Source organism: Streptomyces sp. NPDC055103, from assembly GCF_053607625.1.
This window is the reverse complement of sequence record NZ_JBSGTX010000005.1, coordinates 188,266-204,349: the sequence shown is the minus strand read 5'-3', so window position 1 is coordinate 204,349 and position 16,084 is coordinate 188,266. Positions and strand designations below refer to the sequence as shown.

The following is a 16,084-nucleotide window of genomic DNA, read 5'->3' as shown; positions in this document are numbered from 1 at the left end:
GCGGCGTGCCGTCAGCACTTCCTCCGTCAGCGTGCAGGGAGCTCCGCGGCCGTCCGCCGTGCGGAGGGACTGCGGTGGGACCGTGGTGTACGGGTGGCGTCGGCCGTCAGGCGGCCGGCGGCGGGGTCGCGCCGCCGCTCCCGGGCGTGCCGTCGTCCTTGTGGCCGATCCGGTCCACGACGTCCTTGGCCTTGCCCGTGCCGGACTGGATCTTGTCGCTGTACTTGCCCTTGGTCTTCTCGTCGACCAGCTTCGCGGCCTTGTCGAGGCCGTGGTCGATCTTCTCCCCGTGCTGCTGCGCGAGGTCGGCCACCTTGTCCTTGGCCGGGGCGAGCTTGGCCTTCAGCGAATCCAGGAGACCCATGGGGCACCTTCCCTCCGCGGACCCCCAGGGGGTCCGTTCTCCGTGTCCTGCCCCCAGGACCCCGGGGGCCTACTTGCGGGCGCCTTCGCCTGCCTCGTTGTCCGCGGCGGCCTCGGCCGACTGCTGCTTCGGGATCTCCACGACCTCGCCCTCCACCTTGTCGGCGACATCGACATCGACAGCAAGGTCGACGTCAACATCGACATCGACGTCAACATCGACGTCAACATCGACATCGACGTCAACATCCGCGTCGATGTCCACGTCCTCGCCGGCCTCGGCTCGGAGCTCCGTCGCCTCCGTCGCGGTCACCTCGTCGTCCGGCGCCGCGACGGCCCCGGTCTCCTCCGACGAGGCCTCGACCACATCCTTCTTCTTACGGCGAAACACTGCAAAAACGCCCATATTCACTCCATAGCGTACTCGGATGGGGTGGGCTCGGCGGCGATCGACGGCCGGAACCTCGCAACAGGCAACGAAGCCGGATGGGGGTCGTCACGTAGCTCGTTCGGGTAAGGGTCGTGAGGTTTGCGAGACTGGTGCGGTGAGAAGCGCAGCTCCCGCCCCGCGGGTCATCGCCGTTGTCGGCCCCACGGCGGCCGGAAAGTCCGATCTGGGTGTATTCCTGGCCCAGCAGCTCGGCGGCGAGGTCGTCAACGCCGACTCGATGCAGCTCTACCGAGGGATGGACATCGGGACCGCGAAACTGACGATGGAGGAACGGGACGGCGTCCCGCACCACCTCCTCGACATCTGGGACGTGACGGAGGCCGCCAGCGTCGCCGAGTACCAGCGACTGGCCCGCGCCGAGATCGACCGGCTCCTCGCCACCGGCCGCACCCCCGTCCTCGTCGGCGGTTCCGGTCTGTACGTACGCGGGGCCGTCGACGCCCTGGAGTTCCCCGGCACCGACCCCGCCGTCCGCGCCCGGCTCGAAGCGGAACTGGAGGAGTGCGGCTCCGGCGTCCTGCACGCCCGGCTCGCCGAGGCCGACCCCGAGGCAGGCCGCGCGATCCTGCCCAGCAACGGACGCCGCATCGTCCGAGCCCTCGAAGTCATCGAGATCACGGGCAAGCCCTTCACCGCCAACCTCCCCGGACACGACTCCGTCTACGACACCGTCCAGATCGGCGTCGACGTGGCCCGCCCCGAGCTGGACGAGCGCATCGCCGCGCGCGTGGACCGGATGTGGGAGGCCGGCCTCGTCGACGAGGTGCGCACCCTGGAGGCCCAGGGCCTGCGCGAGGGCCGCACCGCCGCCCGCGCCCTCGGCTACCAGCAGGTACTCGCCGCGCTCGCGGGGGAGTGCACCGAGGACGAGGCGCGCGCGGAGACCGTGCGCGCCACCAAGCGCTTCGCCCGCCGCCAGGACTCCTGGTTCCGCCGCGACCCGCGCGTCCACTGGCTCAGCGGGGCCGCCGATCACCGCGGGGAACTCCCGCGGGAGGCGCTGTCGTTGGTCGAACGAGCGGTTACAGCCTGATCACGTGATGGCATCGGGACGCCCTGCCCGTCAGTTCGGCGGTCATGGGCGTGCCATCATCGAGCATCGATCGACCAAGTGGAGTCCGAGTGGGGAGGGCGCGTGGCGATGGAGGCCGGCCCTCGCGACAGAGAACAGCAGGAAGCGGTCCTCGGCGACCCGTCGGGCGAACCCCCGGCAGAGGCCCCGGGCCTGACACCGGACGGTCCTGACGACGCGGAAGGTACCGCCGTCGAGGTGGACGCCGGTGAGGTCGAGGTCGAGCTCAGACCGCAGCGGCGCCTGCGGATCTGGCAGCTCGCCCCGATCGTCGCCCTCGCCGCCGTCGGCTCCCTGATGTTCGCGTTCCCGCTCGCCTTCGGCTCGGGCGACGGCGGCGCCGTCCTCGCCATGCTCGGCCTGCTGATCAGCTCCTGCGCGGCGGGCTGGGGCATGATGGCCGCCCGCAAGGTCGGCTACACCTGGCCCGGCCTTCCGCAACGCGGCTCGGGCGAGCGCCCCGACTGGCGCGTCCTCGCCCTGTACGTCACGACGATCGGCGTCCTGGTCGCCCTGGCCGTGTGGCGCGTCGCCCGCCTCCGCTGAGCGGTCCCCTGAGGCCATCCGCCCGGGACCGCCCCGTGGACGGCCGCGCCGTCTGTCGGACCCGCCCCGTACAGTTGATCTCGTGACCAGCACGCAGACCTCGCCGCTCCCCTTCCTCAAGGGCCACGGCACCGAGAACGACTTCGTGATCGTCCCCGACGCGGACAACGCCGTCGAGCTGAGCCCGGCCGTCGTCGCCCGGCTCTGCGACCGGCGGGCCGGCATCGGCGGGGACGGGCTGCTGCACGTCGTGCGCAGCGCCGCCCACCCCGAGACGCGGCACCTGGCCGACGAGGCCGAGTGGTTCATGGACTACCGGAACGCCGACGGCTCGGTCGCCGAGATGTGCGGCAACGGCGTCCGGGTCTTCGCCCGCTACCTGGAGCACGCGGGACACGTCACCGCCGGCGAGGTCGCCGTCGCCACCCGCGGCGGGACCAAGCGCGTCCACCTCGACAAGGACGGCTCCGTCACCGTCTCCATGGGCCGCGCGGTCCTGTCCGAGGCCGGAGTCACGGTCACCGTCGACGGCCGCAGCTGGCCCGCGCGGAACGTGAACATGGGCAACCCGCACGCGGTCGCCTTCGTCGACGACCTCGGCCACGCGGGCAACCTCTTCACCGAGCCGCCCTACGAGCCCGCCGCGGTCTACCCGGACGGGGTGAACATCGAGTTCGTCGCCGACCGAGGCCCCCGCCACGTCGCCATGCGGGTCCACGAGCGCGGCGCCGCCGAGACCCGCTCCTGCGGCACGGGCGCGTGCGCCGTCGCCGTTGCCACGGCCCGCCGCGACGGCGCCGACCCCGCCGCGAGCGGGGCCCCCGTCACGTACACCGTGGACGTCCTCGGCGGCACCCTCGTCATCACCGAGCACCCCGACGGCGAGATCGAGATGACCGGGCCCGCCGTCATCGTCGCCGAGGGCACGATCGACCCGGCGTGGCTGTCGGTTCCCGGCGCGTAGGGCCCGGCACCTAGGGCCCCACGCGTCGGCCCCGGCGCGTAGGCCACGGCGTCCGGTTTTCGACGGCTCCGTTCCCACCGGAAACCAGGGAATCGAAACAGTCAACGACTGATTTGTCGCTCGAATGGGTGATCCGATTCACGCTGAGCGAGAGCGTGACTGCGCCACGTGGTGGGGTCGGTAGCATCAAGCACCGGCCCCCAGGGCACGCCTGGCCCGCCCACCGCCGGTCGACGTTGCCGGAGGGTGCCCCATGAGCGCAGAGGCCACCAACCCTGTGAGCGCGGCCGACGCCGCCGTCACCGACACGACCGTCCGCAGACGCGGACGCGCCCGGATCGACCTGCGCCGCCTCGGCCGCGCCGCCCTGCTCGGCGCGACCGCGGGACCGGCCCCCCGCGACCGGCTGCCCGACGCCATCAGCCATGTCGCGGAAGCGCACCGGGCCCACCACCCCGAGGCCGACCTGGCGGTGCTGCGCAGGGCCTACGTCCTTGCCGAGTCCTCGCACCGCGGCCAGTTCCGAAAGAGCGGCGAGCCGTACATCACGCACCCGCTCGCGGTCACGCTCATCCTCGCCGAACTGGGCGCCGAGACCACCACCCTGACCGCCTCCCTCCTCCATGACACCGTCGAGGACACCGAGGTGACGCTCGACCAGGTGCGGAGGGAGTTCGGCGACGAGGTCGCCTACCTCGTCGACGGCGTCACCAAGGTGGAGAAGATCGACTACGGCGCCGCCGCCGAGCCCGAGACCTTCCGCAAGATGCTCGTCGCCACCGGCAACGACGTCCGGGTCATGTCGATCAAACTCGCCGACCGCCTCCACAACATGCGCACGCTCGGCGTGATGCGGGCCGAGAAACAGGCCAGGATCGCCAAGGTCACCAGGGACTTCCTCATCCCGCTCGCCGAACGGCTCGGGGTCCAGGCCCTCAAGACCGAACTGGAGGACCTCGTCTTCGCGATCCTCCACCCCGAGGAGTACGAGAACACCCGGGCGCTCATCGCCGAGAACTCCCACGCGGGGGACGCCCTCGACGCCGTGGCCGAACAGGTCGGCGCCGTCCTCCGCGAGGCCGGTATCGCCGCCGAGGTCCTCGTCAGGCCGCGGCACTTCGTCTCCGTGCACCGCGTCCGCCTCAAGCGCGGCGAGCTGCGCGGCTGCGACTTCGGGCGGCTCCTCGTCCTCGTCACCGAGGACGCCGACTGCTACGGGGTCCTCGGTGAGCTCCACACCTGTTTCACCCCGGTGATCTCCGAGTTCAAGGACTTCATCGCGGCCCCCAAGTTCAACCTGTACCAGTCGCTGCACACCGCGATCGCCGCCCCCGACGGGGCCGTGGCCGAGATCCTCATCAGGACCCACCGGATGCACACGGTCGCCGAGGCCGGAGTCGTCGCCCTCGGCAATCCGTACGCGGGCCAGGAACCGGGGCAGCCCGTCGCCGTCCCCGTCCCCGTCCCCGTCCTCGTCCCCGACCCGCAGCCCGAGGACGGCGAGCGCGTCGACCCCACCCGCCCGGGCTGGCTCTCCCGGCTCCTCGACTGGCAGCAGTCCGCCCCCGACCCCGACACCTTCTGGAGCTCACTCCGGGCCCACCTCGCCGAGGACGACGAGATCACCGTCTTCCACGCCGACGGCAGCGCCCCCGGCACGATCAGCCTGCCCGCCGGAGCCAGCTGCGTCGACGCGGCCTACGCGCAACACGGCGAAGCCGCCCACGGCTGCCTCGGCGCTCGCGTCAACGGCCGCCTCGCGCCCCTGAGCACCGTCCTCGGCGACGGGGACACCGTCCAGCTGCTGCTCGCCCAGGACACCGTGTCCGGGCCCCCGTCCGGCCCTTCACCCGAGTGGCTCGACCACGTCCGTACCGCCGCCGCCCGCATCGCGATCACCGGCTGGCTCCAGGCCCACCCCGAGGCGGCCGCGGCCCCCGCCGACGCGGGACCCCGGCCGCAGATCAACGTCACCGCCGACCGGCGCTCCGGCGCCGAACTCCACGCCGACCTGGACGGCGAGCCGCCCGTCGCCGTCCGCCCCGCCGGCTGCTGCACCCCCGTACCGCCCGACGAGATCACCGGGTTCCGCGTCCGCGGCGGCTCGGTCACCGTCCACCGGGCCGGCTGCGCGGCCGTCGAGACCATGCGCGGGGTGGGCCGCGAGCCCGTCACCGTCCGCTGGGGCGACACGGCCCAGTGCCGGGTCACCCTCGTCGCCGAGTCCTTCGGTCGGCCGCGCCTCCTCGCCGACCTCACCGAGGCCATCGCCACCGCCGGGGCCGCCGTCGTCTCCGCGACCGTCGAGCCGCCCAGCGAGCAGCGGGTCCGGCACACGTACACCCTCCACCTCCCCGACGCCGCCGGGCTCCCCGCCCTGATGCGGGCCATGCGGGACGTGCCGGGGGTGTACGACGTCAACCGCGCCCGCCGCCGGCGGACGGCGGAGCCGCGCGAGGCGTGAGGCGGCATGCCATGACGTGACCTCCTTCGGGTGGCGGGCGAGCGCGCCGCCCGGAGGAGCGGGGAAACCCCTGGTAGCCGTAGGGCCAGTCCTCCGGAAAGGCCTGGCCCATGCCGCTCGTCCGAAACCCCCTGCCCCGCGCGCGGTGGCTGCGCGCAGCCGTCCTCGTTGCCGCCTCGACCGGGCTCGTCGCCGCCGCGCTGCCCGCCCCGGCGCCGCTCGGCATCGGCGACCCGCTCTTCCCGCACCTCGGGAACCCCGGCTACGACGTCCTCGCATACGACCTCGACCTCACCTACTCCGGGGTCAACACGAAGCCGCTCGCCGCCGTGACCAGGATCGACGCCCTCGCCACCGAGGACCTGGAGCGGCTCAACCTCGACTTCACCCACGGGACCGTCTCCGCCGTCACCGTCGACGACCTCCCGGCCGCGTACGTCAGCAGCGGCGAGGACCTGATCGTCACCCCGGCCGTGCCGATCGCCGCAGGCGAGCCCGTCGAGATCACCGTCACCCACACCAGCGACCCCACAGGGCCCGCCGACACCGGCGGCTGGGTGCGTACCGGCGACGGCCTCGCCATGGCCAACCAGGCGGACGCCGCCCACCGCGTCTTCCCGTCCAACGACCACCCGGCCGACAAGGCGTACTTCACCTTCCGGATCACCGCCCCCAGCGCGCTCACCGCCGTCGCCAACGGCCTGCCCACCGGCCGCGTCGACCACGGCGCCACCACCACCTGGACGTACCGCCCCCGCCACCCCATGGCCACCGAGCTCGCCCAGGTCTCCCTCGGCGGCTCCACCGTCGTCCACCGGACCGGACCCCGCGGCCTGCCCGTACGGGACGTGGTGCGGACCGCCGACCGGGAGCTGATGGAGCCCTGGCTCCGCAAGACACCCGGCCAGCTGGAGTGGATGGAGAAGCAGGTCGGCCCGTACCCCTTCGAGACGTACGGCGTGCTCGTCGCCGACGCCGACACGGGCTTCGAGCTGGAGACGCAGACCCTCTCCCTCTTCGAGCGCGGCCTCTTCACCGAGCCCGGCTACCCGGAGTGGTACGTCGACTCGGTCATGGTCCACGAGCTGGCCCACCAGTGGTTCGGCGACAGCGTCTCGCCCCGTACCTGGTCCGACCTCTGGCTCAACGAAGGACACGCCACCTGGTACGAGGCGCTGTACGCGCAGGAGAAGGCCGGCAAGTCCCTGGAGCGGCGCATGAAGGCTGCCTACGCGGCCTCCGACGAGTGGCGGGCGGACGGCGGCCCGCCCGCGGCCCCCGAGCCGCCCTCGCGCGACCACAAGATCAGCCTGTTCCGTCCCGTCGTCTACGACGGGAGCGCCCTCGTCCTCTACGCCCTCCGGCAGGAGATCGGCACCGAGGCCTTCCAGCGCCTGGAGCGCCGCTGGGTCGCCGACCACCGGGACTCCACCGCCACCACCGCGGACTTCACCGCCCTGGCCGGCGAGATCGCCGGACGGGACCTCACCGCCTTCTTCCGCGACTGGCTGTACGCGGCGAAGACCCCGCCCATGCCCGGGCACCCCGACTGGCGCACCCTCCCGGTCGAGGCCGCCAGGACCGCGCCGAAACCCGGGTGACGGGCCCGGCCGGACCGTGCCACCATCGTCAGGTCGGCGACGCGGCCGGAACCGGGAATCTTCCGGTGCCGTCACGCGTTGCGACGGATACAGATTCAGCTTCGTCGCTGTCACGCGACGTCATTCGACGTAAGGACCCAATGACCTCCTCTTCTTCCCCTTCCCAGGACGAGCAGCGCTTCGCGGAGACGAACCGTACCGAGAGCCTTCGGGCCGATGCCCTGATGGAAGAGGACGTCGCCTGGAGCCACGAGATCGACGGAGAGCGGGACGGCGAGCAGTTCGACCGCTCCGAGCGCGCGGCCCTGCGGCGCGTCGCCGGCCTCTCCACCGAGCTCGAGGACGTCACCGAGGTCGAGTACCGCCAGCTGCGCCTGGAGCGCGTCGTGCTGGTCGGCGTCTGGACCTCGGGGACCGTGCAGGACGCGGAGAACTCCCTGGCGGAGCTCGCGGCCCTCGCCGAGACGGCGGGCGCCCTCGTGCTCGACGGCGTGATCCAGCGTCGTGACAAGCCGGACCCGGCGACCTTCATCGGTTCCGGCAAGGCGCGCGAACTGCGCGACATCGTGATCGAGACCGGTGCCGACACCGTCGTCTGCGACGGCGAGCTCAGCCCCGGCCAGCTCATCGCCCTCGAAGACGTCGTCAAGGTGAAGGTGGTCGACCGGACCGCCCTCATCCTCGACATCTTCGCCCAGCACGCCAAGTCCCGAGAGGGCAAGGCGCAGGTCGCGCTCGCGCAGATGCAGTACATGCTGCCGCGACTGCGCGGCTGGGGTCAGTCGCTGTCCCGTCAGATGGGTGGCGGCGGCGGTGGCGGCATGGCCACCCGTGGTCCCGGTGAGACCAAGATCGAGACCGACCGGCGCCGCATCCGCGAGAAGATGGCGAAGATGCGCCGGGAGATCGCGGAGATGAAGACCGGCCGCGACATCAAGCGGCAGGAGCGCCGGCGCAACAAGGTGCCGTCGGTCGCCATCGCCGGATACACCAACGCGGGCAAGTCCTCCCTGCTCAACCGCCTCACCGGCGCGGGCGTGCTCGTGGAGAACGCCCTGTTCGCCACCCTCGACCCGACCGTGCGCCGGGCAGAGACGCCCACCGGCCGGGTCTACACCCTGGCCGACACCGTCGGCTTCGTCCGGCACCTGCCGCACCACCTGGTCGAGGCGTTCCGCTCCACCATGGAGGAGGTCGGGGACTCCGACCTCATCCTGCACGTCGTGGACGGCTCCCACCCCGCTCCGGAGGAGCAGCTGGCCGCCGTGCGCGAGGTCTTCCGGGACGTCGGCGCGGTGAACGTCAAGGAGATCGTCGTCGTCAACAAGGCGGACGCGGCGGACCCGCTGGTCCTCCAGCGACTGCTGCGGATGGAGAAGCACTCCATCGCCGTCTCGGCCCGTTCGGGCCAGGGCATCGAGCGGCTGCTCGCCCTGATCGACGCCGAACTGCCGCGTCCCGAGGTCGAGCTGGAGGCCCTCGTGCCGTACACGCAGGGCGGTCTCGTCTCGCGGGTGCACGCCGAGGGCGAGGTGCAGTCCGAGGAGCACACCCCGGAGGGCACCCTGCTCAAGGCCCGGGTGCACGAGGAGCTGGCGGCGATGCTCGCGCCGTACGTTCCCGCCGCGCACTGAGCCACGGCACCACGGAGGGCGCTGTCCTCCTCCCGTTCGGGGGAGGAGGACAGCGCCCTCTGCCGTTGATGCGGTGTGGTGCGGCCTCAGCCCTCGGGTCAGCGGGCGAACTTCTTGCTGACCATCTCGTGGGCGGCCTTGGCCCCCTTGCCGAGCTGCGGTCCGGCGAGCCAGCCGTTGCCGCCGGCCGGGCCGATCGAGGTGTTCGACACGAGCGCCGTCTTCCCGTTCGGCAGCACCCGGAACCATCCGCCGCCCGAGGAACCGGCCGTCATCGTGCAGCCGATCCGGTACATCGTCGGCGTGGCCGGAGCCGTGGTCAGCCGCGTCGGACGGTCGAGGCACTTGTGCATGATCAGACCGTTGTACGGCGGAGCCTGCGGGTAGCCCCAGGCGCCCATCGTCCCGGCCTGCGCGGCCGTCGGCGCGGAGAAGTCGACCGGCAGCGCGGCGCCGACGGTCTCCTCCAGCGACTTCCCGCCCCGCGCGGGCTGCACGTGCAGCACGGCGTAGTCGTACGGCCAGGCCTGGTTCGAACCGCCGCGCTGGATCCACTCGCCCGAGGTCACGGCCCAGTCGGCCCAGTACTGGCCGTACGGCGCGATCTCGTGCGGCTGCGCGTTGCGCAGGGCGGAGGCCGACTTGCCGAGGTCGTTGTAGGCCGGCACGAAGGTGATGTTGCGGTACCAGCCGCCCTGCTGGCCCGCGTGGACACAGTGCCCGGCCGTCCAGACCATGTTGGACTTCCCGGGCCGGCGCGGGTCCTTCACGATCGTGCCGGAGCAGACCATGTGCCCCTGGGGCGAGTCGAAGAAGATCTTCCCGACCGGGGCCGCGTTGCGGTGGTACGGGGTCTTCTCGCGCTGCGCCTTGACGGGCCGGGGCGTCGGATCGGTCCCGCCCGTGCCGGCCTGCGCGGTGATCGTCTGCTCCGGGCTCTTCGCCGACTGCATGCGCGTCGGGTCCCAGAGACCGTCGATCACCGGATTGACGAAGTCCTCGGCCTCACGCAGCCAGGTGGCCTGATCCCAGTTCTTCCACTCGCCGTCCTTCCACTTGTCCAGGTCGACGCCGTGCTTCTTGAGCTTGTCGGCGAGGTCCTTGGCGAGGTCGTCGCCGCCTCCGGCGCCGTCGGCGGGAGGCGTGGACGTGCTCGCCCCCGCGGTCGGCGCCTCGGCGGCCGGGGTCTCGGTGGGGCCGCAGGCCGTGGCGGTCAGCGCGAGCGCCGTGACCAGGCCGAGTACGGCGGGTATGAGTCGTACAGAACGCATGATGAGCATTCCCCCTGTGATGATTCCGCGTCCGGGCCGGCCGCTGCCGGTCCGGAACATGGGAGGAGGCGGGACCCCGGGGCCCCGCCTCCGTGCCGCGCCTACTGCCCGGCGTACTTCTTGCTGACCTCGTCGAAGATGGCCTTGGCCTCCGGTCCGAGACGCGGACCCGCGAGCCAGCCGGCCGTCGACGGGCCGATCGAGGTGTTCGACACCAGCGCCGGCTTGCCGTCACTGCCCTCGGCCACCCAGCCGCCACCGGACGAACCGCCGGTCATGGTGCAGCCGATCCGGTACATCGTCGGCTGCTCCGCCTTCAGCGACAGCCGGCCCGGCTTGTCCTGGCACTGGAACATCTTCTGGCCGTCGAACGGCGGCGCCGCCGGGTAACCGGTCGCCGTCAGGCTCGCGATCTTCGGCACGGCCGGCGCGTTGAACTCCACCGGAAGCGCCGAACCGACGGTCTCCTCCAGCGACTTGCCGGAAGCACCCTTCTCCGGGGTCACCTGGATGACCGCGAAGTCGTACGGGGCGCCGGCGCCGCCCGTGGACGCGCCCTCGCCGATCCACTGGTCGGAGGTCTTGACCCAGTCCGCCCACCAGACGCCGTACGGCGCGACCTGCTCCCGCGTCGCCTTCTCCAGGTCGGAGGTCGGCAGCGCGGCGTCGTTGTACGAGGGCACGAAGGCGATGTTGCGGTACCAGCCGCCCTGCTTGCCCTTGTGCACGCAGTGCCCGGCCGTCCAGACCATGTTGGACTTGCCCGGGTGGGCCGGGTCCTTCACCACGGTGGCCGAGCAGACCATCGAGCCCTCGGGACCGTCGAAGAAGACCTTCCCGGACTCGGGGGCGTTGCCGTGGTACTTCGGCGCGACGGCCTTCGCCTTCACCGCGGCCGGGGTCGGGTCGGTGACACCCTCGTCACCCGAGATGTCCTCCTCCTCGACCGGCTTGTCGGGGCGCTCGGCCTCCCGCATCCGGTCCGGGTCCCAGAGGTCCTCGATGATCGGGTTGACGAAGTCCTTGGCCTCACGGAGCCACTTGTCGCGGTCCCAGTTCTTCCACTCGCCGTCGCGCCACTTGTCGACGTCGATCCCGTGTTCCTTCAGGCGGTCCTTCAGGTCCTCCGGAATCTTGATCTTGTCGGCCGGGTTCTGGCTCGCGGGCGCGCTGGGCTTGTCTCCCGCGTTCTCCTCGCTCGGCCCGCAGGCCGTCGCGGTGAGCGTCAGCGCCGCGACGGCGGAAGCCGCCATCAGCAGCGGACGAATCGATCGCATCTCGTGATCCCCCTGGGACTACATCAACGTGTGCATGGGCGAACGGCGGCCGCGTCCTCGCAGACGGCGACCGACGGCCCCCAACTATGCCGGTGCCGGAGGGGACGGTACCCGCCCCGCCGCCGGTTCCGAATGCCGTTAAGCCGTTGTCTTGCCGTGATCCGGGACACGCCAAGTTCTTGTCACCCGGCCCGTGATCCCCGGCAGTTCCCGTCGTTGGTACGTACGGGGGACACAACGGCGGCGTTCAGGACGGCCCTTGCGGCGGCTCGGCGACGTCCCGATGTGCAACGCAACCGTTACAGCGGGAGGACACCGAGCCGTGGCCGTGACCGAATCAGCTCCTGCCGTCGCTCCGGCCGCGCGGGTGCGGACCCCGACGGGCGACGCGACACACCAAGGGGGTGCGTACGAGGGGATCCTGCGCCGCCAGTCGCAGCGCGAGTCCGCCGCCCGCACGTACGCCCGCTCCCTGCCGATCGTCCCCGTGCGGGCCCGCGGCCTGACCATCGAGGGCGCGGACGGCCGCCGATACCTGGACTGCCTGTCCGGCGCCGGGACCCTCGCCCTCGGCCACAACCACCCCGTAGTCCTGGAAGCGATCAGGAAGGTCCTCGACTCGGGCGCACCGCTCCACGTCCTCGACCTCGCCACCCCCCTCAAGGACGCCTTCACCTCGGAGCTGTTCGCCACCCTGCCGGGTGAACTCGCCGACGACGCCCGCATCCAGTTCTGCGGACCCGCCGGCACGGACGCCGTCGAAGCGGCCCTCAAACTCGTCCGCACCGCCACCGGCCGCGACGGACTCCTCGCCTTCACCGGCGCCTATCACGGCATGACGGCCGGAGCCCTCTCCGCCTCCGGCGGCGCGACCGACGTCCGTGTGACCCGGCTGCCCTACCCGCAGCACTACCGCTGCCCCTTCGGCGTCGGCGGCGACCGCGGCGCCGAACTCTCCGCCCGCTGGACCGAGAGCCTCCTCGACGACCCCAAGAGCGGTGTCACCACCCCCGCCGGAATGATCGTCGAGGCCGTCCAGGGCGAAGGTGGCGTCATCCCCGCCCCCGACGACTGGATGCGCCGGATGCGCCGGATCACCGCCGACCGCTCCGTCCCGCTCGTCGTCGACGAGGTCCAGACCGGCGTCGGACGCACCGGCGCCTTCTGGGCCGTCGAGCACAGCGGTGTCGTGCCCGACGTGATGGTCCTCTCCAAGGCCATCGGCGGCTCCCTCCCGCTCGCCGTCATCGTCTACAGGTCCGAGCTCGACGCCTGGGAACCGGGCGCCCACGCGGGCACGTTCCGCGGCAACCAGCTCGCCATGGCCGCCGGAACGGCCACCCTCGCGTACGTCCGCGAGAACAAGCTCGCCGAACGGGCCGGCATCCTCGGCGCCCGTATCCTCGGCCAACTCCAGGGCCTCGCCGCCGCCCACCCCTGCGTCGGCGACGTCCGAGGCCGGGGCCTGATGATCGGCGTCGAACTCGTCGACCCCGAAGCGGCCGGCCCGGACGACCCCGTCCCGCCCGCCGCCCCCGCCCTGGCCCTCGCCGTCCAGCAGGAGTGCCTCGCCCGCGGACTCATCGTCGAACTCGGCGGCCGCCACTCCGCGGTGGTCCGCCTCCTGCCCCCGCTCACCCTCACCGACGAGCAGGCCACCGCGGTCCTCGACCGCTTCGCCGACGCCCTGGCCGCGGCCGAACGGGCCCACACCCCCACGACGGGTGCCCCCCGGACCACCCCCGGACCGTCCCACTGACCCGGACCGCCCCCGGCCCCACCCCAAGGAAGCCCTGTGAACGCCACCCCCACCTCCCCGGCGACCGAGACCGCAGCGCCCCTCGCCGTCGAGGAACCCACCGTCCCGCGCCAGCACGCCGGACCGTACGACCCGCGGCCGATCCGCCCGGCCGCCGGAGCCACCGCGCCCGACCCCCTGGACGACCCCGACCCGCAGCGCGCCGCCGACGTCGCGACCATCGAGAACCTGCTCCGCTGCTGGATCCGGGAGAAGGACCTGCCCGCTCCCGACTCCACCACCCTGCGCGTCCCCCTCGACGCCAGCGGCACCGCCCTCCTCGTCCCCGTCCGCTACTGGTCGCCCACCGGCTGGCACCGCCTCGGCGCCCCCTCCCTCGAAGGCCTCCCGGCCTCCGCCCCCACCGCCGACGCCGTCACCGTTGCCGCACTGCTCAGCCGCGAGACCGGCCGCCCCGAGGGCACCGAACTCGTCGCCCGGGTCGCCGACTCCGCCCGGCGCACCGCCGACTTCCTCACCGAGCGCCGCCGCAGCCCCCACCCCCATCCGGGCGCCGACCTCTTCCTCGCCGCCGAACAGGCCCTGCTGCTCGGCCACCCCCTCCACCCCACCCCCAAGAGCCGCGAGGGACTCTCCGAGGCCGAGGCCCGCCTCTACTCACCCGAACTCCACGGCTCCTTCCCCCTTCACTGGATCGCCGTCGACCCCACCGTCCTGGCCTCCGACTCCGCCTGGACCGAGCAGGGCCGCCACGTCACCGCGGAGCAGCTCGCCGCCGGACTCGCCGAGGGGCTCACCCTCCCCGCCGGCACCGCCCCCCTGCCCCTGCACCCCTGGCAGGCCCGCGAGCTCCTGCACCGCCCCGACGTCCGTGAGCTCCTCGAAGCCGGCCTCCTCCACGACCTCGGCCCGCACGGCAGCCCCTGGCACCCCACCTCCTCCGTCCGCACGGTCCACCGCCCCGGCGCCCGCGCGATGCTCAAGCTCTCCCTCGGCCTGCGCATCACCAACTCCCGCCGCGAGAACCTCCGCAAGGAACTCCACCGCGGCGTCGAGGTCCACCGGCTCCTGCGCACCGGTCTCGTCGACGAGTGGCAGGCGGCCCACCCCGGCTTCGACATCGTCCGCGACCCCGCCTGGCTCGCCGTGGACACCCTCGACGGCACCACCGTCCCCGGACTCGACGTCATGATCCGCCACAACCCCTTCGGGCCCGGCGACGACGCCGTCTGCATCGCCTCCCTCACCACCCCCCGTCCCTGGCCCGGGACCGCCACCATGCGCTCCCGGCTCGGCGACGTCATCGGCCGACTCTCCACCCGCACCGGCCGCCCCACCACGGCCGTCGCCGCCGAGTGGTTCCTCCGCTACCTCGACCAGGTCGTCCGGCCCGTCCTCTGGCTCGACGGACACGCCGGCATCGCCCTGGAGGCCCACCAGCAGAACACCCTGGTGCTCCTGGACCCGGACGGCTGGCCCGTCGGCGGCCGCTACCGCGACAACCAGGGCTACTACTTCCGCGAGTCCCACCGCGGCGAGCTGGAGAGCCGACTCCCCGGCATCGGAGCCCACAGCGACACCTTCGTCTCCGACCAGGTCACCGACGAGCGCTTCGCCTACTACCTCGGCATCAACAACATCCTCGGTCTGATCGGCGCCTTCGGCGCCCAGCACCTCGCCGACGAGCGCGTTCTGCTCGCCGCCCTCCGCAGCTTCCTCACCTCCGCCACGAGCCTGGGCTCCCCTCTTCCGCACCGGCTCCTGGAGGCCGCGACCCTGCGCAGCAAGGCCAACCTCCTCACCCGTCTCCACGGCCTCGACGAGCTCGTCGGCCCGGTCGACACCCAGTCCGTGTACGTCACCGTCACCAACCCCCTCCGCACCTGAACCCCGCCGCCGGAGCGCCCACGCCCTGAGCGCACCGCCGAGAGGAGAGCGACACCGTGCCACCCACAAGACCCCCGGTAGACCCGCCCGGGGACGACACCCTCGACCTGAGGGTCGACGACCTCGTCGCCCTCCTCGCCGCCGGAGACCCGTCAGCCTCTCGCGGCGGCGGCCTCTCCGACGGAGACCTGCTCGACTCCGTCGCCGGCTGGGCCCCGACCACCACCCGCTTCGGCGCCTTCCGCCTCGTACCCGTACGCCTCGAACGTGACCTGCCGCTCCTCACCCGGTGGATGAACGACCCCGCCGTCGCCGCCTTCTGGGAGCTCGCCGGCCCCGAGACCGTGACCGCCGAGCACCTCCGCGCCCAGCTCCAGGGCGACGGCCGCAGTGTCCCCTGCCTCGGCGTGCTCGACGACGTGCCCATGAGCTACTTCGAGATCTACCGGGCCGACCTCGACCCGCTCGCCCGGCACTACCCGGCCCGCCCCCACGACACGGGCGTCCATCTCCTCGTCGGAGGCGTCACCGACCGTGGCCGGGGCGTCGGGACCGCCCTCCTGCACGCCGTCGCCGAGCTCGTCCTCGACCACCGCCCGCGATGCACCCGGGTCATCGCCGAACCCGACATCCGCAACACCCCCTCCGTCTCGGCCTTCCTCGGGGCCGGCTTCCGCTACGCGGCGGAAGTCGACCTCCCCGACAAACGAGCCGCGCTCATGATCCGCGACCGCACCCTGCGTCACGCTCTGTGAACAGCCCTCTGTCTTACATACACCGCTCGCCCCACAGCGG

13 protein-coding genes are annotated in these 16,084 nt (G+C 72.5%); 9 read left to right on the top strand and 4 right to left on the bottom strand.

Annotation, left to right across the window (positions count from 1 at the left end; genetic code table 11):
- Window positions 1-106 precede the first annotated feature (106 nt).
- Both ACWFR1_RS05860 and ACWFR1_RS05855 read right to left on the bottom strand, forming a co-directional pair.
- Complete coding sequence (locus ACWFR1_RS05860) at window positions 107-364, bottom strand: antitoxin (RefSeq protein WP_453546879.1); 258 nt, start codon at window positions 362-364, stop codon at window positions 107-109.
- A gap of 69 nt (window positions 365-433) precedes the next feature.
- Complete coding sequence (locus ACWFR1_RS05855; RefSeq protein WP_453546877.1) at window positions 434-769, bottom strand: hypothetical protein; 336 nt, start codon at window positions 767-769, stop codon at window positions 434-436.
- Window positions 770-908: 139 nt separating this feature from the next.
- Between ACWFR1_RS05855 and miaA the strand changes: the two genes are divergently transcribed.
- The 6 genes from miaA (at window position 909) to hflX (ending at window position 9,095) form a co-directional block, all read left to right on the top strand.
- A complete protein-coding gene (gene miaA, locus ACWFR1_RS05850; RefSeq protein WP_453546876.1) occupies window positions 909-1,847 on the top strand; it encodes a tRNA (adenosine(37)-N6)-dimethylallyltransferase MiaA in 939 nt (312 codons plus the stop codon).
- Between the two features lie 108 nt (window positions 1,848-1,955).
- Window positions 1,956-2,432: a hypothetical protein gene (locus tag ACWFR1_RS05845; RefSeq protein ID WP_453546901.1), complete on the top strand. Its 477-nt coding sequence runs from the start codon at window positions 1,956-1,958 to the stop codon at window positions 2,430-2,432.
- A gap of 82 nt (window positions 2,433-2,514) precedes the next feature.
- Window positions 2,515-3,396, top strand: a complete 882-nt coding sequence (gene dapF, locus ACWFR1_RS05840; protein WP_453546875.1) for a diaminopimelate epimerase — start codon at window positions 2,515-2,517, stop codon at window positions 3,394-3,396.
- A 253-nt stretch (window positions 3,397-3,649) separates the two neighbouring features.
- The gene (locus tag ACWFR1_RS05835) at window positions 3,650-5,860 is read left to right on the top strand and encodes a RelA/SpoT family protein (protein ID WP_453546873.1); all 2,211 of its coding nucleotides are present in this window, start codon (window positions 3,650-3,652) and stop codon (window positions 5,858-5,860) included.
- A 110-nt stretch (window positions 5,861-5,970) separates the two neighbouring features.
- Window positions 5,971-7,461, top strand: coding sequence for a M1 family metallopeptidase (locus ACWFR1_RS05830; protein ID WP_453546871.1), 1,491 nt, complete (start codon window positions 5,971-5,973; stop codon window positions 7,459-7,461).
- Window positions 7,462-7,601: 140 nt separating this feature from the next.
- Window positions 7,602-9,095: a GTPase HflX gene (hflX, locus tag ACWFR1_RS05825; protein WP_453546870.1), complete on the top strand. Its 1,494-nt coding sequence runs from the start codon at window positions 7,602-7,604 to the stop codon at window positions 9,093-9,095.
- A gap of 98 nt (window positions 9,096-9,193) precedes the next feature.
- Here the strand turns inward: hflX and ACWFR1_RS05820 are convergent, their stop codons facing one another.
- Window positions 9,194-10,366 (bottom strand): trypsin-like serine peptidase, encoded by a 1,173-nt coding sequence (locus ACWFR1_RS05820; RefSeq protein ID WP_453546868.1) that lies wholly within the window; start codon window positions 10,364-10,366, stop codon window positions 9,194-9,196.
- Between the two features lie 101 nt (window positions 10,367-10,467).
- Window positions 10,468-11,643, bottom strand: coding sequence for a trypsin-like serine peptidase (locus ACWFR1_RS05815; protein ID WP_453546866.1), 1,176 nt, complete (start codon window positions 11,641-11,643; stop codon window positions 10,468-10,470).
- A gap of 322 nt (window positions 11,644-11,965) precedes the next feature.
- On the opposite strand from ACWFR1_RS05815, the gene ACWFR1_RS05810 reads away from it, so the two are divergent.
- From ACWFR1_RS05810 to ACWFR1_RS05800, 3 genes are read left to right on the top strand one after another with little or no spacing between them, the layout of a single operon-like run.
- On the top strand, window positions 11,966-13,402 hold the full coding sequence (locus tag ACWFR1_RS05810) for a diaminobutyrate--2-oxoglutarate transaminase family protein (RefSeq protein WP_453546864.1): 1,437 nt from the start codon (window positions 11,966-11,968) through the stop codon (window positions 13,400-13,402).
- 36 nt (window positions 13,403-13,438) lie between these two features.
- Window positions 13,439-15,289 (top strand): IucA/IucC family protein, encoded by a 1,851-nt coding sequence (locus ACWFR1_RS05805; RefSeq protein WP_453546861.1) that lies wholly within the window; start codon window positions 13,439-13,441, stop codon window positions 15,287-15,289.
- Between the two features lie 56 nt (window positions 15,290-15,345).
- Window positions 15,346-16,044 carry a GNAT family N-acetyltransferase gene (locus ACWFR1_RS05800; protein ID WP_453546859.1) on the top strand — a complete coding sequence of 233 codons (699 nt, stop codon included), beginning with the start codon at window positions 15,346-15,348 and terminating at the stop codon, window positions 16,042-16,044.
- The last annotated feature ends 40 nt before the right edge of the window (window positions 16,045-16,084 follow it).